Source organism: Aromatoleum bremense, assembly GCF_017894365.1.
In the GTDB taxonomy this organism is placed as follows: Bacteria; Pseudomonadota; Gammaproteobacteria; order Burkholderiales; family Rhodocyclaceae; genus Aromatoleum; species Aromatoleum bremense.
In genome coordinates this window covers 1340397-1360539 of the sequence record NZ_CP059467.1, presented here as the reverse complement: position 1 = coordinate 1360539, position 20143 = coordinate 1340397, and the positions used below count along the sequence as shown (strand labels likewise).

General features: G+C 67.6%; 17 protein-coding genes. 6 read left to right on the top strand and 11 right to left on the bottom strand.

Annotated elements, in window-relative coordinates; genetic code table 11:
- Positions 1-11: 11 nt before the first annotated feature.
- From pbN1_RS06475 to pbN1_RS06430, 10 genes are all read right to left on the bottom strand, one after another.
- Positions 12-485 carry a (2Fe-2S)-binding protein gene (locus tag pbN1_RS06475; protein ID WP_169202951.1) on the bottom strand — a complete coding sequence of 158 codons (474 nt, stop codon included), beginning with the start codon at positions 483-485 and terminating at the stop codon, positions 12-14.
- Positions 469-1344 (bottom strand): FAD binding domain-containing protein, encoded by an 876-nt coding sequence (locus pbN1_RS06470; protein ID WP_169202952.1) that lies wholly within the window; start codon positions 1342-1344, stop codon positions 469-471. Before pbN1_RS06470 ends, pbN1_RS06475 begins: the two co-directional genes overlap by 17 nt.
- 10 nt (positions 1345-1354) lie before the next feature.
- Complete coding sequence (locus tag pbN1_RS06465) at positions 1355-2968, bottom strand: acyl-CoA mutase large subunit family protein (protein ID WP_169202953.1); 1614 nt, start codon at positions 2966-2968, stop codon at positions 1355-1357.
- Complete coding sequence (locus tag pbN1_RS06460) at positions 2965-3381, bottom strand: cobalamin B12-binding domain-containing protein (protein WP_169202954.1); 417 nt, start codon at positions 3379-3381, stop codon at positions 2965-2967. The genes pbN1_RS06465 and pbN1_RS06460 overlap by 4 nt, the downstream gene beginning before the upstream one ends.
- A complete protein-coding gene (iaaF, locus tag pbN1_RS06455; protein WP_169202955.1) occupies positions 3378-4511 on the bottom strand; it encodes a benzylmalonyl-CoA dehydrogenase in 1134 nt (377 codons plus the stop codon). The genes pbN1_RS06460 and iaaF overlap by 4 nt, the downstream gene beginning before the upstream one ends.
- Positions 4508-6205: a hydantoinase B/oxoprolinase family protein gene (locus pbN1_RS06450; RefSeq protein ID WP_169202956.1), complete on the bottom strand. Its 1698-nt coding sequence runs from the start codon at positions 6203-6205 to the stop codon at positions 4508-4510. The genes iaaF and pbN1_RS06450 overlap by 4 nt, the downstream gene beginning before the upstream one ends.
- Positions 6202-8328 (bottom strand): hydantoinase/oxoprolinase family protein, encoded by a 2127-nt coding sequence (locus pbN1_RS06445; RefSeq protein WP_169202957.1) that lies wholly within the window; start codon positions 8326-8328, stop codon positions 6202-6204. Before pbN1_RS06445 ends, pbN1_RS06450 begins: the two co-directional genes overlap by 4 nt.
- On the bottom strand, positions 8328-9860 hold the full coding sequence (locus pbN1_RS06440; RefSeq protein ID WP_169202958.1) for an acyl-CoA synthetase: 1533 nt from the start codon (positions 9858-9860) through the stop codon (positions 8328-8330). Before pbN1_RS06440 ends, pbN1_RS06445 begins: the two co-directional genes overlap by 1 nt.
- A gap of 145 nt (positions 9861-10005) precedes the next feature.
- The gene (locus tag pbN1_RS06435) at positions 10006-11211 is read right to left on the bottom strand and encodes a thiolase family protein (RefSeq protein ID WP_169202959.1); all 1206 of its coding nucleotides are present in this window, start codon (positions 11209-11211) and stop codon (positions 10006-10008) included.
- Between the two features lie 117 nt (positions 11212-11328).
- Positions 11329-12018 carry a GntR family transcriptional regulator gene (locus tag pbN1_RS06430; protein WP_169202960.1) on the bottom strand — a complete coding sequence of 230 codons (690 nt, stop codon included), beginning with the start codon at positions 12016-12018 and terminating at the stop codon, positions 11329-11331.
- Between the two features lie 250 nt (positions 12019-12268).
- Here pbN1_RS06430 and pbN1_RS06425 point away from each other — a divergent pair, with 250 nt between their 5' ends.
- Both pbN1_RS06425 and pbN1_RS06420 read left to right on the top strand, forming a co-directional pair.
- Entirely contained in the window at positions 12269-13177 is a 909-nt protein-coding gene (locus pbN1_RS06425) for a TetR/AcrR family transcriptional regulator (RefSeq protein WP_169202961.1), read from the top strand.
- 196 nt (positions 13178-13373) lie between these two features.
- Entirely contained in the window at positions 13374-15389 is a 2016-nt protein-coding gene (locus tag pbN1_RS06420) for a 3-hydroxyacyl-CoA dehydrogenase/enoyl-CoA hydratase family protein (protein WP_169202962.1), read from the top strand.
- Positions 15390-15546: 157 nt separating this feature from the next.
- On the opposite strand, the gene pbN1_RS06415 is transcribed toward pbN1_RS06420, so the two are convergent.
- Complete coding sequence (locus pbN1_RS06415; protein WP_169202963.1) at positions 15547-15822, bottom strand: coiled-coil domain-containing protein; 276 nt, start codon at positions 15820-15822, stop codon at positions 15547-15549.
- 155 nt (positions 15823-15977) lie between these two features.
- On the opposite strand from pbN1_RS06415, the gene pbN1_RS06410 reads away from it, so the two are divergent.
- From pbN1_RS06410 to pbN1_RS06395, 4 genes are all read left to right on the top strand, one after another.
- A complete protein-coding gene (locus pbN1_RS06410; protein WP_244857183.1) occupies positions 15978-16640 on the top strand; it encodes an acyl-CoA thioesterase in 663 nt (220 codons plus the stop codon).
- 36 nt (positions 16641-16676) lie between these two features.
- Entirely contained in the window at positions 16677-17165 is a 489-nt protein-coding gene (locus pbN1_RS06405) for a hypothetical protein (RefSeq protein ID WP_169202964.1), read from the top strand.
- Entirely contained in the window at positions 17162-17383 is a 222-nt protein-coding gene (locus pbN1_RS06400) for a cysteine protease (protein WP_169202965.1), read from the top strand. Before pbN1_RS06405 ends, pbN1_RS06400 begins: the two co-directional genes overlap by 4 nt.
- Positions 17384-17448: 65 nt before the next feature.
- Positions 17449-20136, top strand: a complete 2688-nt coding sequence (locus tag pbN1_RS06395; protein ID WP_169202966.1) for a winged helix-turn-helix domain-containing protein — start codon at positions 17449-17451, stop codon at positions 20134-20136.
- The last annotated feature ends 7 nt before the right edge of the window (positions 20137-20143 follow it).

The window sequence follows — 20143 nt, the reverse complement described above, 5'->3', positions numbered from 1 at the left end:
CGCGTCGCTCCTCATTTTCCGCCGCAGCACGCGGATTCGATCGCGTCGACGATCTTCTTGTAGCCGGTGCAGCGGCACAGGTTGCCTTCGATACCGCGCTTGATCGTCTCGGCGTCCGCGTCGGGATGCGTCGCGAGGATGTGGGCGGCCTGCACGACCATGCCCGGCGTGCAGAAGCCGCACTGCACCGCGCCGTGCTCGACGAACGCTTCGCGCAGCGCGTCGGCGCGCGGGTCCGCGGCGAGCCCTTCGATCGTGACGAGGTCGCGGCCGTCGCAGTCCACCGCGAACATCAGGCACGAGTTCATCGACAGGCCGTCGACCTGGATCGTGCATGCGCCGCATTCGCCTTCGCCGCAGCCGTATTTCGTGCCGGTGAGCCCGACGACGTCGCGCAGCATGTCGAGCGCGGTCATGCCGACGTCGACGGTGACGCGCTTCTTCACGCCGTTCAGGGTAAAGCCGATGTCATGCTTGAGCGACATGGTCGAGAATCCTTTTCGTCATGTTGTGGATCAGTTCCTTGCGGTACCACGCGGTCGCGCGCACGTCGTCGATCGGGTTGACCTCGTCGCGCGCGGCGCTCGCGACCGCTTCGATCGTCGCCTCGTCGAGGCGCCGGCCTTCGAGCGCCTCTTCGGTGCGCGCCGCGCGGATCGGGGTTGGCGCGACGGCTCCGAACGCGACGCGCGCATCCGAGATCACGCCGCCGGCGATCACGCCGGCGATGCCGATCGAGATCGCCGAGATGTCGAGCGCCGGGCGCGTGCCGAACTTGAAGAAGCGCGCGACGTGGCCCGGCTTCGGCAGCGGGATGCGCACCGCGGTCAGGAGTTCGTTTGCAGCACGCTTCGTGCGGCCCGGGCCGGTGAAGAATTCGGCGAGCGGCATGCTGCGCGTCGCGATGCTGCCGTTCGCCCCACCTGCTTTGGAGGCGAGCTCGACCGCCGCATCGAGCACGAGCAGCGGCACCAGCGTGTCGCCGGCGGGCGAGGCGTTGCCGATGTTGCCGCCGAGCGTGCCCGCGTTGCGGATCTGGTCGCTCGCGAAGTGGTCACAGGCCTCGGCGAGCACCGGCAGGTATTCCTTGACGAGCGGGTCGTTGAGGATCTCGGTGATGGTCGTGAGCGCGCCGATGCGGATCGCGTCATTGTCGAGCGCGATGCCTTTCAGTTCCGGGATGCGGCGGATGTTCATCAGCGTGCGTTTGATCGCGAGCCGTCCCGCCTTGCTCTGCGGCATCACGTCGGTGCCGCCGGCGAGGATCGTGACTTCGCCCTGCTGCAGGATGCCGACCGCCTCGTCGAGAGTGGCCGGCGCGAGATATTGTTCGATTGGGGTCATTCGCAATTCCTCAGAAGCGGATCGGTTCCTGGTAGCGGCCATAGACCTTCACCAGTTCCTTCGTGATTTCGCCGACGCTGGCATAGGCCTTCACCGCCGCGACGATCGCCGGCATGACGTTCGCACCGGCACGGGCGGCCTCATTGACGGCTGCGAGCGTGCGCGCGACGTGCTCGCTGTCGCGCTCGGCGCGCACCTTGTTCAGCCCGTCCACCTGCACGCGCGCGTCGTCCTCGTTGTACGGGTGGAACTCGACCGGGTGGTCTTCCTCGTTGTCGTTGCGGTAGCGGTTGACGCCGACTTTCGGGAACTTGCCGGACTCGATGTCGCGCTGCATCTGGTACGCCTGCGCCGAGACTTTCGCCTGGATGATCCCTTCGGACACGAGCTTGACGATGCCGCCCTGCGCGTCGGTCTCGGCGATGATCTCTTCCATCTTCTTGCGCATCTCGTTCGTCATCGTCTCGACGTAGTACGAGCCGCCGAGCGGGTCGACCGTCTCGGTCATCCCCATCTCCTCGATGAGGATCTGCATCGTGCGCAGCGAGATGCGTGCCGAATACTCGGTGGGGATCGTGTAGGCCTCGTCGTACGAGCACAGCGCCATCGTCTGCGTGCCGGACAATGCGCTGATCAGTGCGTAGTACGCGCCGCGCACGATGTTGAGCTCCGGCTGCTCGAAGGTCAGCCCGCCGCCGCCGCCGGCCGCGATCATGCGCAGCCACATCGAGCCGGGTTTTTCGGCCTTGTACTCCTCCTTCATGATCTTCGCCCACAGGCTGCGGCCCGCGCGGAACTTGCACACCTGCTCGAACAGGTTGCCGAAGATGTTGAAGTTGTACGACAGCCGCCCGGCGAACTCGTCGACCGCCAGGCCGCGCGCGATGACTTCGTCGGCGTAGGCCTTCGCGATGCAGAACGCGTAGGCCATCTCCTGCGCCGGGGTCGCGCCCGATTCGCGGATGTGGTAGCCGCACACCGACACCGGGCTGTATTTCGGCGCGTGCTCGGCGCAGTACTCGATCGTGTCGCCGACGAGCTTGATCGACGGCTCGACCGGGAAGATCCATGTGCCGCGGCCGATGAACTCCTTGAGGATGTCGTTCTGCGCGGTGCCGCGCAGCTTCTTGACGTCGTAGCCGCGTTTTTCGGCCATCGCGAGGTACATCGCGATCGCGATCGCGGCCGCGCCGTTGATCGTCATCGACACCGTGATCCGGTCGAGGTCGATGCCGTCGAACGCGATCTCGAAGTCGCGCAAGGTGTCCACCGACATGCCGACGCGGCCGATCTCGCCGGAGGCGAGCGGATCGTCCGAGTCGAGCCCGATCTGCGTCGGCAGGTCGAACGCGACGTTCAGGCCCGTCTGGCCGTTCGCGATCAGGTACTTGAAGCGCTGGTTCGTGTCATGCGGATTGCCGAAGCCGGCGTACTGGCGCATCGTCCACGGCTGCTTGCGGTACATCTCGCGGTGGATGCCGCGCGTGAAAGGGTATTCGCCCGGCTCGCCGAGCATCGTCGTGCCGCCGCTCTCCTCGACGTCCGCCGCGGTGTAGAGCGGCTTGACTTCGAGCCCGGATTCGTTCGTGACAATTTTCAGCGTCGATTGCGCGCGGTCGTTCATGCGACGTGCTCCCGGACGTTCTCACGGATATAAGCGACGATCGCGTCGAGCTTCGAGCCGGTCGGGAAAATGCCCTTGAAGCCGAGCTCGCGCAGCGCGTCGTGGTCCTGCGCCGGCAGGTTGCCGCCGATCAGCCACAGCTTGTCCTGCAGGCCGTTCTCTTCGAGCAGCGGTTTCAACTTGCGGCAGAACGGCAGGTGCGAGCCCGCCATACTGGAGAGCGCGATGACGTCGACGTCCTCCTCGAGCGAGATTCGCCCGACCTGCTCGGGCGTCTGCCGCAGGCCCGTGTAGATCACTTCGAAGCCCGCGTCCATCATCGCGCGGGCGACGATCTTCGCGCCCTGGTCGTGGCCGTCGAGGCCGGGCTTCGCCAGCAGGACCCTGATCCTGCGCTGTCCGGTATCGTTCATGAGCTGAGTTCCTTCGCAATGACGAGTTTCAGGATTTCACTGGTGCCGCCGCCGATCAGCGTGAAGCGCACGTCGCGCAGATACCGCTGCACCGGGTATTCCATCGCGTAGCCGTACGACGCCAGCACGCGCGCCGCGTCGTCGCAGATGCTTGCGGCCGTCTCGGTCGCGAACAGCTTCGCCATCGCGGCTTCCTTGTGATGCGGGCGCTTCATGTCACACAGCCACGCGGCGCGGTGGACGAGGGTGGTCGCCGCTTCGAGCCCGGTCGCCATGTCGGCGAGCTTGAGCTGGATCGCCTGGAAGCGGTTGATCGGCTTGCCGAACTGGCGGCGCTCGCCGGCGTAGCGCACCGCAGCAAAGAGCGCCGCGCGCGCGACGCCGAGCGCCATCGCGCCGGTGATGATGCGGATCTCGGCGAGCGTCTTCTTCAAATGTCCTTCGCCGTCGCCTTCCTCTTTCGACAGGCGGTGGCTGTCCGGCACGAAGCAGCCGTCGAACGCGACTTCGGACGTCGGCAGCGCCCACACGCCCATCTTGTGGATCTCGCGCCCGACGGTGATGCCGGGGAAGTCCTTCTCGACGAGGAAGATCGTCAGTTTTTTCTCGTCCCCGGCGCGCGCGAACACAGTGAAGAAGTCCGCGACCGGCGCGGACGTGATCCACGTCTTCTGGCCGTTGATGAGATAGCCGCCATCGACCCGGGTCGCGGTCGTCGCGATCGACTCCAGGTCGGAGCCGGCGTTCGGCTCGGTCATGCAGATCGCGCCGATCTTGTTGCCGGCGAGCGCCGGCTTGAAGAGACGCTCGACGATGTCCGCGTTGCCCAGCGCGTGCAGGAACTTCGTCCCCATCAGCGACTGCATCGCGACCGCGCCGGCGAGCGACATCGAGCCGCGCGCGACTTCCGTCAGCGCGAGGCAGAACTCGGACAGCGCGAGCCCCGAACCGCCGACGGACTCGGGATAGCGCATGCCGAAGAAGCCGAGCTCGGCGAGCTCGCGAAAGAGCGCCCGCGGGAACGCGTGCGCCTCGTCGAGCGCGGCGGCCTGCGGCGCGATGCGCTCGTCGCAAAAGCGCGCGAACGTGTCCTGGATCGCGCGTTGTTCGTCGGTGAGGTCGAAGTTCATGACACGCTTGCCTCGGGTTCGAAGCCGTACAGCTCGCGCGCCGCCTCTGCCGAGATCACGCCGTTGCGGATCTCCTCGGCGAGCAGCTTGCGGCTGCGCCGCTGCGGGTCGCCGTAGCCGCCGCCGCCGCTCGCGACCTGGTGGTAGACGGTGCCGCGCGGCACGCCGGTGATGAGATCCTTGTTCTTCGGCACGACGGTCGTGCCGTCCGGGTAGTGCAGGCGGATGAAGTTCAGCCCGCCGCTGCCGCCGCCGAAGAGACCGAACGCCGGCTCGAAGTCGCCGTCGCCGAACGTCACGAGCTGCGTGTCGTCGGAGCCGATCTCGAAGATCGTCTCGACGCCGAGCCCGCCGCGCCACTCGCCCGCGCCGGCCGAATCGGTCAAGAGCTCGTGGCGGATCAGGCGGTGCGGCGTCTGCTGCTCGAACATCTCGTAGTCCTGGTCGAGCACGCCGCCGGACGCGTCGATCATGCCGATGTGATCGTAGCCGTCGGTGCCGAGCATCGCGCCGGAACCGCCCTTGAGGCCCATGAAGCCGATATCGACGTATTTCTCGCCGTTGCGCGGGTCGATGCCGGTCGTGAGGCTCGCGAGGAGGTTGTTCCAGCCGGCAGTGACGCGGTCCGGCATGACCGGGGCCAGCGCGCGCTGGATCGCGTCGGCGTTCGGTGGGCACAGGTGGTTGCCGAACGTCGTCGCTTTCGGGTACGCGGCGTTCAGGATCGTGCCTTCCGGGATCACGATCTCGATCGGCTGCACCATGCCTTCGTTGTGCGGGATGTCCGGGTTCACCATCTGCAGCAGCGTCAGGATCGTCGCCGACGCGCTCGACGTGAAGGTGCCATTGACGAAGCCGTTGGTCTGCGGGTCGGTGCGCGAATAGTCGAAGCGGATGGCCTTGTCCTTGACCTCGATGTCGACGCGGATCGTGAATTCGGAGCCGACGTGGCGGCCGTCGTAGAACACCTTGCCTTCGCCCGAGTAGCTGCCGTTCGGGATCTTCGCGATCTCGGCTTCCATCATCTTGCGCGTCGCGTCGAACAGCGCCTCTTTGTGCGCCTCGTAGCTCGGCACGCCGTATTTGCCGAGGAGCTCGAGCAGCCGCCGCTCGCCGACCGTGCAGGCGCCCATCTCGGCCTTCATGTCGTGCTGCACGATGTCGAGCCGCACGTTGGCGAAGATCAGGTTCCACACGTCCTTGCGCAGCTTGCCCTTCTCGACGACCTTGACCGGTGGGATGCGCAGCGCCTCCTGCCACACTTCGACTGCGTTCGGGTTGTAGCCGCCCGCGACGTTGCCGCCGATGTCGGCCTGGTGGCCCTTGACCGCGGTCCAGGCGACCAGCCGGCCTTCGAAGAACACCGGCTTGAACACCGCGACGTCGTTGTTCTGGTTGCCGAGGCTGAACACGTCGTTATGGAAGATCACGTCGCCGGGGTAGATCTCGTCGCCGAAGTATTCCTTGATGTACTTGCACACGGGTGCCAACGAGAACGCGAGGATCGGCAGGTTCTCGGTCTGCTCGAGCATGTTGCCGTCGCCGTCGTACAGCCCGGTGACGTAGTCCTTCGCCTCGCACAGGATCGGCGAGCGGGTGGTCTGCTCCATCGAGATGCTCATCTCGTCGGTGATCGAGCGGAACGTCCGCGCATAGACGGAGAGCAGGATCGGATCGATAGTCACGGCGCTCATGCCAGGGCCTCCTTCTTGTCCTTGATGCACGATTTCACGAGGTCCTCGCGGCCTTTCCTGAACAGCGCGAACGAGCCGAGCGCGTCCACCACGCAGTCGTACGACGCACTGACGAAGATCGCGGTGGTTTCCTGCTCGATCATCGCGGGGCCCTCGATGCGGTTGCCGTGGCCCATGCGGTGGCCGTCATAGACCGGCACGTCGCGGAACGCCTTCGTCTCGGGGATATAGACGGCGCGCCGGCCCTTGAGGGCGTGCGCCGCGTCGTCGCCCGCCCACAGTTCCTCGCGCGCGACCGGCTTGTCGGTGACGCCGATCGCCTGCACGCGCACGTTGATGACTTCGACCGGCGTCCCCTCCTGCTCGAGCGAGTAGCCGTACAGCCGGTTGTGCTCGGCGTGGAACGCGCGCGCGATGCCCGCGCTGTCGTGCGCGTCGATGAGATTCCCCGGCACGACGAACGACACCTCGTGGTACTGCTTGATGTAGCGGCAGTCGAGCTTGACGTCGAAGCGGCGCCGCGCGTCCGGGATGCGCTCCTCGGTCAGCTGGCGCGCGCCCCCGGACGCCATCTCGCCGATGATCTGCGCGAGCTTCGGCCAGTCGAGCGCGTCGAGGCGCGACACGAAGGTGCGCACGAAGTCGTGCTTCAGCTCGCTCATCAGCATGCCGAACGCGCACAGCACGGAGGACTCGCGCGGCACGATCTGTAGCGGGATCTCGAGTTCGTCGCAGATCAGGCACGAGTGGATCGGGCCGGCGCCACCCGCCGGGATGAACGGGAACTCGCGCGGGTCGAAGCCGCGCTTGATCGTCACTTCGCGCACGCCCTGCGCCATGTTGTTGCACGCGACGCGGTACATGCCGGCCGCCGCTTCCTCGACCGTGAGCCCCATCGGCGTCGCGATGTGCTCATCGATCGCGGCGCGCGCGGCCTCGACGTCGAGCTTCATTTTTCCGCCGGCGAAGAACTCCGGGTCGAGGTAGCCGAGCACGACGTTCGCATCGGTCGTCGCCGGGAGTTTTCCGCCCTTGCCGTAGCATGCCGGTCCCGGATCGGCGCCGGCGCTCTGCGGCCCCATGCGCAGCAGGCCGCCTTCGTCGAGCCAGCCGATCGAGCCGCCGCCGGCGCCGATGGTGTGGATGTCGAGCATCGGCAGCGCGATTTTATGGCGCGCGATCTCGCCGTCGTTCTTGATCATCGGCGTATCGACCGCGACCGACGCCTCGAAGCTCGTGCCGCCCATGTCGGTGATGATGCAGCGGTTCTGGCCGTGCGTGCGGACATAGAAGAGGCCCGCGCCGGGTCCGCCGGCCGGCCCCGACAGCAGCGTCAGCGCCGCTTTTTCGCGTGCGAGCTGCGGCGAGATCACGCCGCCGTTCGACTGCATGATCAAGAGCAGGCCGTCGAAGCCGATGCCCTTCAGCCGGCCGACGAGCTGGTCGAGGTAGTGGTTGAGCTTCGGGCCGACGTAGGAATTGAGCGCCGTCGTGCTGACGCGCTCGTAGAAGCGGATCGACGGTAGCAAGTCGGTGGACACCGACAGGTACGCGTCGGGCAGCTCGCGGCGCACGAGCTCGGCCGCGGCCTGTTCGTGCGCCGGGTTCGCGAACGAGTTCATGAAACAGATCGACACCGCCTCGACGCCTTCGCGGCGGAACAGTTCGATCGCCTGCGCGACTGCATCGAGGTCGAGCGCCGTCGCCTCCTTGCCGTCGCGGTCGAGCCGCCCCGGGATGCCGGCGCGCAGATAACGCGGCACGAGCGGCTTCACGTTCGTGTAGCGGTTGTTGTATTGCTCCTCGCGCACGCCGCGGCGCATCTCGAGCGCGTCGCGCACGCCTTCGGTCGTCAAGAGGCCGCATTTCGCGCCGTTGCCGGTGAGCGTCGCGTTCGTCGTCACCGTCGTGCCGTGGACGATCGTGTCGATCAGCGGTGCGAAGGCTTCGAGCGACAGCGGCGGGTCCATGCTCGCGGCGATGTCGGCGAGCCCATTCACGACCGCGATCGACGGGTCGGCCGGCGTCGACAGCGACTTGAATATCGCCGGCTCGGCTCCGTCGCGCGTGACGACGAAATCGGTGAAGGTGCCGCCGACGTCGATTCCGATCTTCAATGTCATCAGGTCTGCTCCATGAACGTTTTTCGTGCGACCAGCCGGCGCACGTCATCCTTCCTGACCTTGCCGAGCGCGGTGCGCGGCAGTTCATCGAGGAACACCACCTCTTTCGGCAGCTTGTAGCGGGCGATGCGGCCTTCCAGCAGCTGCAGCACGTGCCCCGCGTCGAGCGTGCGGCCTTCGAGCGGCACGACGACGGCGACGACGACTTCGCCCCAGCGCTCGTCGGGCCGGCCGACGACCGCCACCTCGGCGATGTCGGGCGACTCGCCGAGCAGGTTCTCGATCTCCGCGGGATAGATGTTCTCGCCGCCGGAGATGATCATTTCCTTCTTGCGCCCGTCGACCCAGAGGTAGCCGTCGCTGTCCTGGTGGCCCATGTCGCCGGTGCGGAACCAGCCGTCGGCCAGCACCGCGGCGCTCGCCTGCGGGTCGTTCCAGTAAGCGCTCATGACGTTCGGGCCGCGCACGAGGATTTCGCCGGTCGCGCCCGGCTTCACGTCGCGACCGTCATCGCCGACGACGCGCAGGCTGCAGTGCGGCGCTGCGCGACCGGCCGAACCGGCCTTGCGTTGCGCGTCTGCGGCCTTGACGTACGCGGCGATCGGGCAGGTCTCGGTCGAGCCGTAGATCTGCACGAGCGGCACGCCGCGCCGATGCACTTCGCGGATCAAGCGCTCAGGGACGATCGTCGAGCCGGTCGTGATCATGCGCAGGCTCGACAGGTCGGCAGTCTCCCAGCGCGGCCGGGCGATCATCATTTCGAGCTGCGCCGGCACGAGCACGGTCAGCGTGATGCGTTCCTGCTCGATCGCGTCGAAAGTCGCGTCGGCGTCGAACTTCGGATGCAGCACCACGGTACAGCCGGCGTAGAGGGCCGGGGTCGTCTGGTTGTTGAGCCCGCCGACGTGGAACAGCGGCAGCGTCGTCAGGATGCGGTCGTCGGCGGTCAGCTCGTGCAGGTCGATGCTGTTCGCGGCGTTCCACGCCAGCGCGCCCTGCGACAGCAGCGCCCCCTTGGGCTTGCCGGTCGTGCCCGACGTGTAGCAGATCAGCAGCGGCGTCTGCGGCCCGACTTCCGGGTCGCGCGGTACCGCGTCACCGCTGCGCTCGAGCAGCGCCTCGTACGAGATCCAGCCTTGCGGCGGCGCGTCGAACGCGACCAGCGTCACGCCCGCCAGCGCGTCGCGGAACGCGTCGATCTGCGCGACGAAGCGCGGCTCGACGAGCAGCACCGACGGCGGACAGTCCGCGAGCAGCTGCCGGTGCTCCGGCCCCGCCAGGCGCCAGTTCAGCGGCATGAACAGCGCGCCGAGCCGCGCACAGGCGAACAGCGCCGCGAGCATCTCTGGGCTGTTGTAGCCGAGATACGCGACGCAGCTGCGATGACTCACGCCGGACGCGTTGAGCGCCGACGCGAGCCGCTCGACCAGCTCCGCCAGGTGCGCGTACGACAGGTCGCGCTCCGGGAACCGGATTGCCGTCTTGCCGGGCACGAGCCCGGCGTGGCGGTCTATCCATTCGGACAGCTCCATGCCACTCCTCCTCCAGTTGTCTCGTCACGGGCGCTTTTTGCGCCTCTATAAACACACGTTTTCACTCTGGTCGGGGTACGTCTGTCCGGGCGCTTTTGCGCCTCTCGTCGCTCCCCGTCAGGGGAGCTCGTGCAGCTTGCGTTGCCTATGCGTCACATACTTCGATCACCACCGCCATCGCCGTGTCGCCGGCCGCACAGCCGGTGAAGAGGCCGAAGCCGCCGCCGCGCAGCGCGAGCTCCTCGATCAGCTCGATGATCGCGCGCGTGCCCATCGGCGCCTGCGGATGCCCCCAGACGAGCGAACAGCCGTAGTTGTTCATCCTCGCGAGGTCGGCGCCGGTCTCGCGGGCGAAGACGATGTCGTTCACCGCGAACGGGTTGTGGGTCTTGATCGCGGCGAGGTCGGCGATGCTGCGTCCGGCCTGGTCGAGCGCGCGGCGCGCGGCCGGGATCATCGCTTCGGGCATGTACGCAAGTTCCGTCCGGGCGAGGCCGAAGCCGTGCAGGCGGACCGCGATCTTCGGGTCCGCCGACAGTTCGCGCGCCTTGTCCGGCGTCGTGACGACGATCGCGGCGTTGCCGTCGGCGGGGTGCGTCTGCGCGCCGAACGTCACGCTGCCGCCGTCGATGACGGGCCGCAGCTTCGCGAGCCCGTCGGCCGTCGACCGGGAAGTCCCTTCGTCGCCGTCGAGCGTCGCTGCCGTCTTGCGGAAGTCCGCGCTCGGCACCGCGAAAGGCAGCGTCATGAAGCGCCTGAGGAACGCCGAATCGTCGCGCAGCGCGTCGCCGTACTGTTGTTCCCGCCGCAACACCAGTTCGTGCTGCTGCGCGGTCGATACGCTATGTTTGGACGCGACGTTCTCGGCAGTGGCGAGCATCGAATGGCCGCCGAGCGGGTCGCAGCCGAAGTTGTCCATGACCCAGTCTTCGGCGCTCCCGGTGCCGCCGGGCCCGCGCGGATTCGGGTAATAGAGGTGCGGCCCGTTCGACGTGCGGTCGCAGTTGATCGCCAGCGCGACGCTCGCCATGTCCGACTCGATTTCCTGCGCCGCCGCGAGCAGCGTGCGTACCCCGGTCGCGCAGGCCTGCATCATTGTCGGGCCGCCGGCGCGGGTCGCGCCAATCATGCCGGTGAGCCACGGCAGGCCGTAGAACGCATGCTGTTGCGGCACCGAGAAGCCGAGCACGCCGTAGTCGAACAGCGCGGGGTCGATCGCGCGCCGGCCCAGCTCCTCGCGCGCGACGTGCGCCGCGAAGCGCACGCTGTGGAGATTCGCGAAGCTGCCCTGCCAGCGCGCGAACGGCGTGCTCCAGTACGCGCCGTACGGAATTTCGGCCTTGTAGCTCATGTTTGCGCGCGCTTCGGGGCGCGGGTGCGGTGGCGGTTGCTGCGCATCGTCTGTCTCCTCCTGTACGTTTCGTGTCCCCGGGCGCCGTTCGTGCGGCCGACCTCTGGGGCGTTCCCGTTACCGGTGCTGCGGGTCTTCGTCGGCGAGGCCGACCGCGGCGATGAACGAGCGCTTGGCTTCGCCGAGATGTTCGAGCATCGCCGCCGCCGCCGTGTCGCCATCGCCGACGGCGAGCGCCGCGGTGATGCGGTTCAGCCCGCGCAGCACGATCGTGCGGATCTGCGCATCGCCGAGCGTCAGCGTGCGGATGCGCTGCATGTGGTCGGCGTACTGTTCGACGATCCGCACGAGGCGCGGATTGGGCACCAGCGCGAGCCACGCGGCGCGAAAGCTGATGTTGGCTTCGCGGAAGGCATCGGCGTCGTTCGCCTCGTGCGCGCGCACCGCCGCGGCGAGTGCATCATCGATCGAGCGGCGCATCGCCGGTGATTGCGTGAAGGCGGCGATGCGGCGGATCGCCGCCGTTTCGACGAGGAAACGGATCTCGTAGATGTCGTTGACGTCGTCGAGGGTCAGCGCCGGGACGACGAAACTGCGCCCGTCGGAAACCAGCAGGCCTTCGCTCGACAGGCGCCGCAGCGCTTCGCGCACCGGTGTGCGTGACACGCCGAGCTGCTCGGCGAGCTGGACTTCCTGCAGCGGCTGGCCGGCGACGATCATGCCGTTGCGCAGGTGCGAACGCAGTTTGTGATACACCTGCTCGCCGAGTGCGAGGGGGCGTTCGACAGGTTTGAGTGACGGAACCATGGGCAGAACCTTATAGGGCAAATGCGGGGCCGGGAGGCCAATGAATGAATACTGTATACAGTATTTTTTTGCGTGTAAAGGCGAGAAGGCGGACGAATATGCGCCAACGCAATCGTGGCGGAGAGGGGTACGGGCTTGGCGAGCGCTTCCCGGCCGGCGCTTGTACCGCGGCAGTTGCGCGATTTGCTGCATCGGGCCGCGGTGCTCGCTATGATCCTGTCCCAATCCGACCTCCCGTGACCCGGTTTCAATGACTCAGTCCCCGACCGTTTCCGAACACAGCGCCGCGCAGCCTTCCCCGGTCGAAGCCGAGATCCTGCGGCTGTCGCGCGATGAGCCGGCGCTCGGCCAGGCCGCGGTCGCCGAGCGGCTGCGCCAGGCCGGGCTGCCGATCTCGCCGTCCGGTGTGCGCTATATCTGGCAGAAGCACGGCCTCGAGACTGCGGTCAAGCGTCTGCGGGCGCTTGCCGGCAGTTCGGGCGAAGGGCTCGCGGCGCTGACCGACACGCAGCGCGGGCTGCTCGAACGCGGCGCGCTCACCGCACGGCTCGTCCGCGGTGCCTCGTCCCGGGAAGCGGGAGATGCGGTCGACCAACCGATCGACCGCCGCCAGGTGATCCTCAATGCGGCCGCCGAGCTGTTCGCGGAGCAGGGCTACGACCGCAGCTCGATCCGCGACATCGCGCGCAAAGTCGGGCTCCTGCCCGGCTCGGTCTATCACTATTTTTCATCGAAGGATGAGCTCTATCTGGCGGTGCACGGCGAAGGCTTCCGGCGCCTGACGGCAGCGGTGACGGCGGCGATCGGCGAAACCAGCGATCCGTGGGAACGCCTCATGCGGGCCTGCGAAGTCCATGTCGGCGGCATCGCGACCGGCTCTCCGGTCGACCGCGTCACCGGTCACAACCTCGCGATGATCCGCCACCACGGGTTGTTCGCGAAAATCCGCCCGGTGCGCGAAGCCTACGAAAATATCTACCGCGAACTCATCGACGCGCTGCCGCTCGCGCCCGGCACCGACCGGACGCTGCTGCGCCTGCTGCTGCTCAGCGGCATGAACTGGGTGTACATCTGGTATCGCGAAGGCCGGCGCTCGCCGAAGGAGATCGCCGACGCGATGGTGGACATGCTGCGCCACGGCGTCGAGCGAGCGCCATAGCGGCGCGACGCCTAGCCGTTTGGCCATACGGCAGGCGGGCGCGAGCGAGCAGAGGATCTGCCGCAGCGATTGCCGGCATACATTGAAGTTGCGTTTTCGCGGAAGAGTACGGGATACTGTATACACAAAAAGCTGGAAGCGGCTCGCATCGCCGCGATCCGGTCACGGACCCACTCGACACCAAAGGAACCCACGCATGGCACTCCCGTTCGCCAATCCCTTGCTCGCGGGCTCGTCCCGCCCCATGCCGCGCGCGGTCGCCGTCATCGGGGCCGGCACGATCGGGCCGGACATCGGCTACTACCTCAAGAGCGCGCTGCCGGAGCTGAAGCTCACTCTCGTCGATGTCTCGCAGGCGGCGCTCGACCGCGCGCTGCAGCGCTTCCACGATTACGCGGCCAAGGCGGTCGCGAAGGGCAAGATGAGCGAAGCCGAAGCCCGAGCGGTGACGGCGAACCTCGCCGGCACGCTCGATTACGGCGACATCGCCGATGCCGACTGGGTGCTCGAGGCGGCAACCGAGAACATCGCGCTGAAGCGCCGGATTTTCGCCGACGTCGAAGCGGTTGTGCGCCCTGACGCACTGATCACGTCGAACACCAGTTCGCTGCCGGCCGCGCAGATTTTCGCCGAGCTGCGGCACCCCGAGCGCGCCACCGTGACGCACTTCTTCGCCCCGGCGTGGCGCAACCCGGTCGTCGAAGTCGTGCGCTGGGAGAAGGCCGAGCCGGCAGTCGTCGAATACCTGCGGTGGCTCTTCTGCAGCACCGGCAAAGTGCCGCTCGTCACCGACGACGTCGTGTGCTTCATGCTCGACCGGATTTTCGACAACTGGTGCAACGAGTCCGCGCTGCTGCTCGAGCGTGCGAGCGCGGCCGAGATCGACAGCGTCGCCGCCGAGTTCGTCCATGCCGGCCCGTTCTTCGTGCTGAACCTCGCGAACGGCAACCCGATCATCACCGAGACCAATACGCTGCAGGCCGAGATCGAAGGCCCGCACTACCGACCTGCGCCGGTCTTCCGCTCGGTCGATCGCTGGCTCACGGTGGCGCCCGGCAAGTCGGTGCCGGTGTCGCCCGAAACCGCCGCGGCGGTGCGCGAGCGCCTGCTCGGCGTGCTGTTCTCGCAGAGCGCGGACATCCTCGACCGCGGCATCGGCGAACCGGCGGATCTGGATTTCGGTTGCCGCCAGGCGCTCGGATTCCGCAAGGGACCGCTCGATCTGATGCGCGACCTCGGAGACGACACGACCGGGCGCATCGTCGAACGCTTCTGCGCGGAGCGGCCGGGAATGCCCGAGCCGCGACGCGCGTTTGCCGCGTACCAGGACTTTCTGCGCCACGTGCTCGTCGACGACGTCGATGGCGTCAAGGTCATCACGCTGCGCCGGCCCGAGGCGATGAACGCGCTGCACGACGAGATGACGGACGAGATCCTGTCGGTGATCCGCCGGCACGAACACGACGCCGAAGTCACCGGTTTCGTCATCACAGGCTACGGCAACCGGGCGTTCTGCGCCGGCGCCGACATCGGCCGCTTCCCGCGCCTGCTCGGCGACGCGGCGGGTGCCGCGCAGTACGCGCGCGACTGCTCGCGCCTCCTGGTGTATCTGGACAGCATGAAGAAGCCGGTCGTCGCCGCGCTCAACGGCATGGTGCTCGGCGGCGGCTTCGAACTGGCGATCCGCTGCCACGGCATCGTCGCGCTGCAGGACGCGTGGATGCAGCTGCCCGAAGTCACGCTCGGCATCGTGCACGGCATCGGCGCGATGGTCGTGCCGTACCGGCGTTGGCCGCAGGCGTCGAGCGAGTTCAACGGCATGCTGCGCCGCGCCGAGCGCCTCAAGGCCGCCCGCGCGCTCGAACTTGGCGTCATCGACGAACTCGCCGCCGACTACCCGGGGCTGGTGCGCGCAGCGGTCGCGCGAGTCAGAGGGCTGTCGGGCAAAGTGGCGGGGATTCCGAGCGGTGCGATCGACATCGCGCCGCTCGACCGCATCGAGCCGAAAGCTGCGAACGGCCAGGTGCTGAGCGCCGAAGTCATCCGCCTGATGGAATCCGCGATTCACGAAGCGGCCTCGGCCCGCACGCTCGACGAGGCGCTGGAAGTCGGCTACCGCGCGTTCGGCGAGAGCGCCTGCACCCACGCCGCGCGCGAAGGCATTACCGCGTTCCAGGAAAAGCGCAAGCCGGACTTCACGAAGACGCCGTAATGCGCTAATGCATAGTCGCGCATGAACGTGCGAGAAACAATTACTCAGAAGACAGGAACTTAAGCGACAAATTCAAGCTGGAAAGTCAATGATTTCAATCTATTGCGATGAATATATGGGCCGACGGTGTCGTCCTACTTGCTGATTTCTGAGTAAGTCAGAAGAACTGCTTGGCGAAATTGGCGACAGCCAGAGCGATGAGCGCGGCGATCATCCAGCGGATCGTCCCCAGTTCTCCGCGCAGACCGGCTGCCTCCAGCTTCAAGTCGGATCTGAGATCTGCTACGTCGGCTTTGGTCGCCAACGCGGAATCGAGCGCCTCGGCAAGGATGTCGCGCTGGGCGTTGACGAACGCCTCCGCTTGCGCGGCCGGAACGCCCGCCGATTCAAGCTGCTTGACGAACTTGTGCGTATCGAAGGTGATCGTGCTCATGGGGCGAAGGATAGCACCCCCGTCGCTGAGGCGCGACGGAGCAGGCACTCTTCACCCCTCCCGGGTGGGGGGGGTGGCGGCGACGGGGCGTCGTTATATTCACTCCATGTTCAGCAGCCCCGGTCGTCCCGGTGGCTCGTGCAAGGAGGAAGACCATGACAGCTTTGGGCAACGCGATGGCGACAGGGATCGTGCCCGAAGGGGCGGCGCGCCACGCGCGGGGCGGGGCGCGCTTGGCGGACGCCGGTGCGAAACCGGCGGCGGCAGTGATGACGCCGGTGTGGAAGACGCTGCTCGGCTTCCTGCCGTTCGGGCCGGCGGCGAGGCCTGCCGCGGCGCCGAAGCGGGACGTCCAGCCGGGCGTCGAACCGTGCGCCGCATCGGCGATGTTCGAGCGCGAGGAGCTGATCCGGTTCGCGCACTGCGATCCGGCCGGGATCGTGTTCTATCCGCAGTACTTCGTCCTCCTCAACGGCCTCGTCGAGGACTGGTTCACCGACGGGCTCGGCGTCGATTCCGCGGAACTCGTGACGGTGCGCAAGATGGGAACCCCGACGGCCAGGATGGACTGCACGTTTTCCCGCCCGAGCCGTCTCGGCGACCGGCTGGTGCTCGGGCTGACGGTGACGAAGATCGGCAACAGCGCGATCGACCTCGACGTGCAGGGGCGCGTCGGCGACGAAATACGGCTGAAGGCCCGGCAGACACTCGTGGTGTGCTGCCTGGAAACGATGAAATCGGTCCCGATCCCGCCGGAGATCCGTACGGGCCTCGCGCGCTACTGCCGCGACGGATGTTCGAGCGAGGAGAAAGTGTGATGAGGGGAATTCTCCCGATGAGGCATGGAGGTTCAGATGCAGATTGAACTGGATGCGCCGCACGCGACCGCGTCGCGCGTTTTTGCCGAACCGCCCGTATGGCAGGCGATGCTCGACCGGCATTGCGAACTTTTCACCGAGATGATTCCGGGCTCGTCGGTCGGCTTCGTGCCGCGCTCGGGCTCCGGCATCCAGCCGGGCAAGCACGTCGCGGGGCTCGTCGACAGCGGCAGCGACGTCGAGATGATGCGCTGGATGGCCGATGGCAGCGGCATGGTCGCGAGCGTGCAGCCTTATCCGGGCTTCCAGGACGCGCGGGTCGACCTGCTGTTCGTCGCCGACGACGTCGCGCTCACGGTGATGCACGCCTCGCTCGACGGCGACACGCTGTCGTCGATCAAGCGCCTGATCCGCCAGGGCAACATCATGTTCTTCGTGCTGCGCACGAAGTTCGAACTGCAGGACGCGGGCTACGAGGAGTTCCTCGACACGCTCGGCCTGGCCTTCCTGGGAGCGTGCCGATGATCTTCCACAACCCGTCCGGCGCCCCGGAACTCGCGTGCGAACAGTGCGGCTGCCGCTGGTTCGATCGCATGCACGGCACGTGCTACGAATGCGGCAGCCAGGTTCCCGCCGAAGCGATTGCCGAGTTCGACCGGGCGCTGCAGGCGTTCTGGGCGAAAAATACCGGCAAGGAAGGGTCGGCAAGCGTGCCGGGAGCGAGGCCGCCCGCCGACGCGTGAGGCTTCGACCCCGGGGGACCACCTGCTATCGTGGCGTTCCCGCATCACCGACGCACGGACGCTGCATGAGGAACAAGACCACCGAAGCAATCCCGTATCGTTTTGCCCTCAAGACGATGCCGCCGCATTCGGCCAAGCAGGCGCTCGCGCCGGCGCGCCTGCTCGAGCGCCTGCGCGAGACGGCCGAGCAGCCGCTGGTCGTTATCACGTCGCTGGCGGGCTTCGGCAAGACGTCGCTGCTCGTGCAGTGGCGGCGCGAGCTGCTCGCGAGCGGCGCCGCCGTCGCCTGGCTGACGGTCGACGCGAGCGACGACAGCGCGACCTTCATCCCGGCGCTGGTGGCGTCGATCCGCGTCGCGGTCGGGCTCGACGTGCCGGCGCGTTCGTTCGACCAGCTCGGCCAGTCGGGCGCCGACCTGTGGATCGCGAGCGAAGTCCTCGTGCAGATCCACGAACTCGCGCGCCCGACCTACGTCCTCATCGATGACCTGCACCAGCTGTCCGACGAGCACGCCGTCGAGTTCGTCTATTACCTGATCCGCAACGCGCCGCCGAATTTCCATGTCGTCGCCAGTTCGCGCGCCGATCCGCCGTTTGCCGTCGAAGAGCTGAACGCCCACGGCCTGTATACCCAGTTCGTCACCGAGGACCTGCGCCTGCGCCTCGACGACACGATCGGTTTTCTGCGCCGGCGCCTCGGCGAAGACATCGACATCGAGACCTGCGCGCGGCTGCACGAGCGCACCGAAGGGTGGCCGATGGCGTTGCAGATCGCGACGGCCGCAATGGCGCGAAAAAGCGACGTCGCGGGCACGGTCGCGGGGCTCTCGGGCGCGACCGGCGACATCGCGCGCTATTTCTCGCAGTTCGTGCTCGAAAGCCTGGAGCCGGACGCCGTCGCGATGCTCGTGCGCGCGTCGATCCTGAAGACGCAGCATCCCGAGCTGTGCGCGGCGCTGAGCGGCGTCGCAGACAGCGGCGAAATCCTGTCACGGCTCGAGCAGAACACCGGGCTCGTGACCTCGGTCGGCGGCGACGGCGACAACTACCGCATGCACCCGCTGTTCATCGAGTACCTGCACAGCCTCCTCGAAGCGCTGCCGGCCGAAGAGCTGCGAGTGCTGCACGCGACCGCGGCCGAGTGGTTCGCCGCGCACAACATGCTCGAGCAGGCGGCCGACCACGCTTTCGTTGCCGGCATGCGCACGCAGGCGATGGACTGGATCGAGAAGCGCCTGCGCCACCTCGGCGTGCAGGGGCGCATCGTCGAGGTCCTGGCATGGCTCGACCGCCTGCCGCCGGAGGAGATCACGCGGCGCGAAGGCATCCAGCTGACGGCCGCGTGGGCGTGCGCGCTGTGCTACCGCCCGCAGGACGCCGAGCGCCTGACCGACGTGATCCTCGCGCGGCCGGGCGTGACGCCCGAGATCGTGCTGCAGGCGAACATCGTGCGCTCGGCGGTCGCGATCCACTGCGACGACTACACTCGCGCGCGCGGCTGCATCGAGAGCTACGACCCGGAGCTCGGGCCGCTGTACTGCAATACCTTGTCGTTCGTCGCGATCCATACCGGCTTCCCCGACCGCGCGCGCTATTACCAGCAGATTTCCGACGGGCGGGGCCGCGGCGCGCGCAACTTCTACGACGCGATGTACGGCGCGTTCGCGGTCGGCCTGAGCTACCTGATCGAAGGTCAGGCGAGCGAGGCGGCAGGTGTCTTCCGCGCCGCGCTCGAGCGCGCTGAGGCGAGCACCGGCTGGCGCTCGCTGCCGGCGGCGATGCAGGCGGCGGGGCTCGCGGCGGCGTGCTGGGAGCTCGGCGCCGAAGACGAAGCGCGCGCGCTGCTCGCGAACCGGCTCGATCTCATCGAGCAGGCGGCGCTGCCGGACGCGGTGATGCTCGCCTACCTGACGCTCGCGCGTTACGAGAACCAGAAGGGTCGCGAGGGGAAGGCGTTCGATGCGCTGAACAGCCTCGCCGCGATCGGCGAGCTGCGCGGCCAGCCGCGCCTTGTCGTCGCGAGCCTCGGCGAGCAGCTCCGCCAGCACGCGATCCGCAACCGGGTGGTGTCGTGCCGCATGCTGCTCGGCGCCATCGACGAGATCGTCGCCGGCGCGGACCGTCCGGATCATGGGCTGGAGGCGGAGCTGCGCCTGGTCCGCGAGATCGCCGCCGCGCGCGTCGCGCTGCTCGATTTCAACGACGAGGGGGCCGCGCTCGCGCTGGAGCGCGCGGGTGGAATCGCCGCCCGGCTGCGGCGCGGGCGCGACCAGCTCACCGTCAAGCTGCTTGCCGCGTGCTGCGAAGGGTCGGGCGACGATGCCGCGGCGCGGCTCTTCGCCGAGGCGCTGAGCCTCGCCGAATCCTTCCGGCTCGTCCGGCTCATCGCCGACGACTGGCCGGCGGCGCTCGAATGCCTGCCGGACCTCGACCGCTCCGGCCTCGCCAGGGGCGCGGGCATCACGCCGGCGTTCATCGAACGTGCGACCGAACGCTGCCGCTTCGGCTGGGTGCCGGAAGCGAGCGGGCACAAAACGGCGGACCCGAAAAACCGCCCGGCGCAGCTCTCCGCGCGCGAGATGGAAATCCTCGGCGCGCTGTCGCTCGGCCGCTCGAACAAGGAAGTCGCGAAAATGCTCGATGTCGGCGCCGAGACGATCAAATGGCACATGAAGAACCTCCTCGCCAAGCTCAACGCCGCGAACCGCCGCCACGCGGTGGATCGTGCGCGGCTGCTGGGGATCATCGAGTAGCGGCGGA

What these genes read in the sequence shown, in the direction of transcription:
- pbN1_RS06475 (WP_169202951.1), bottom strand. Translation starts at nt 485, where the DNA reads ATGTCGCTCAAGCATGACATCGGCTTTACCCTGAACGGCGTGAAGAAG.
- pbN1_RS06470 (WP_169202952.1), bottom strand. Translation starts at nt 1,344, where the DNA reads ATGACCCCAATCGAACAATATCTCGCGCCGGCCACTCTCGACGAGGCG.
- pbN1_RS06465 (WP_169202953.1), bottom strand. Translation starts at nt 2,968, where the DNA reads ATGAACGACCGCGCGCAATCGACGCTGAAAATTGTCACGAACGAATCC.
- pbN1_RS06460 (WP_169202954.1), bottom strand. Translation starts at nt 3,381, where the DNA reads ATGAACGATACCGGACAGCGCAGGATCAGGGTCCTGCTGGCGAAGCCC.
- iaaF (WP_169202955.1), bottom strand. Translation starts at nt 4,511, where the DNA reads ATGAACTTCGACCTCACCGACGAACAACGCGCGATCCAGGACACGTTC.
- pbN1_RS06450 (WP_169202956.1), bottom strand. Translation starts at nt 6,205, where the DNA reads ATGAGCGCCGTGACTATCGATCCGATCCTGCTCTCCGTCTATGCGCGG.
- pbN1_RS06445 (WP_169202957.1), bottom strand. Translation starts at nt 8,328, where the DNA reads ATGACATTGAAGATCGGAATCGACGTCGGCGGCACCTTCACCGATTTC.
- pbN1_RS06440 (WP_169202958.1), bottom strand. Translation starts at nt 9,860, where the DNA reads ATGGAGCTGTCCGAATGGATAGACCGCCACGCCGGGCTCGTGCCCGGC.
- pbN1_RS06435 (WP_169202959.1), bottom strand. Translation starts at nt 11,211, where the DNA reads ATGAGCTACAAGGCCGAAATTCCGTACGGCGCGTACTGGAGCACGCCG.
- pbN1_RS06430 (WP_169202960.1), bottom strand. Translation starts at nt 12,018, where the DNA reads ATGGTTCCGTCACTCAAACCTGTCGAACGCCCCCTCGCACTCGGCGAG.
- pbN1_RS06425 (WP_169202961.1), top strand. Translation starts at nt 12,269, where the DNA reads ATGACTCAGTCCCCGACCGTTTCCGAACACAGCGCCGCGCAGCCTTCC.
- pbN1_RS06420 (WP_169202962.1), top strand. Translation starts at nt 13,374, where the DNA reads ATGGCACTCCCGTTCGCCAATCCCTTGCTCGCGGGCTCGTCCCGCCCC.
- pbN1_RS06415 (WP_169202963.1), bottom strand. Translation starts at nt 15,822, where the DNA reads ATGAGCACGATCACCTTCGATACGCACAAGTTCGTCAAGCAGCTTGAA.
- pbN1_RS06410 (WP_244857183.1), top strand. Translation starts at nt 15,978, where the DNA reads ATGACAGCTTTGGGCAACGCGATGGCGACAGGGATCGTGCCCGAAGGG.
- pbN1_RS06405 (WP_169202964.1), top strand. Translation starts at nt 16,677, where the DNA reads ATGCAGATTGAACTGGATGCGCCGCACGCGACCGCGTCGCGCGTTTTT.
- pbN1_RS06400 (WP_169202965.1), top strand. Translation starts at nt 17,162, where the DNA reads ATGATCTTCCACAACCCGTCCGGCGCCCCGGAACTCGCGTGCGAACAG.
- pbN1_RS06395 (WP_169202966.1), top strand. Translation starts at nt 17,449, where the DNA reads ATGAGGAACAAGACCACCGAAGCAATCCCGTATCGTTTTGCCCTCAAG.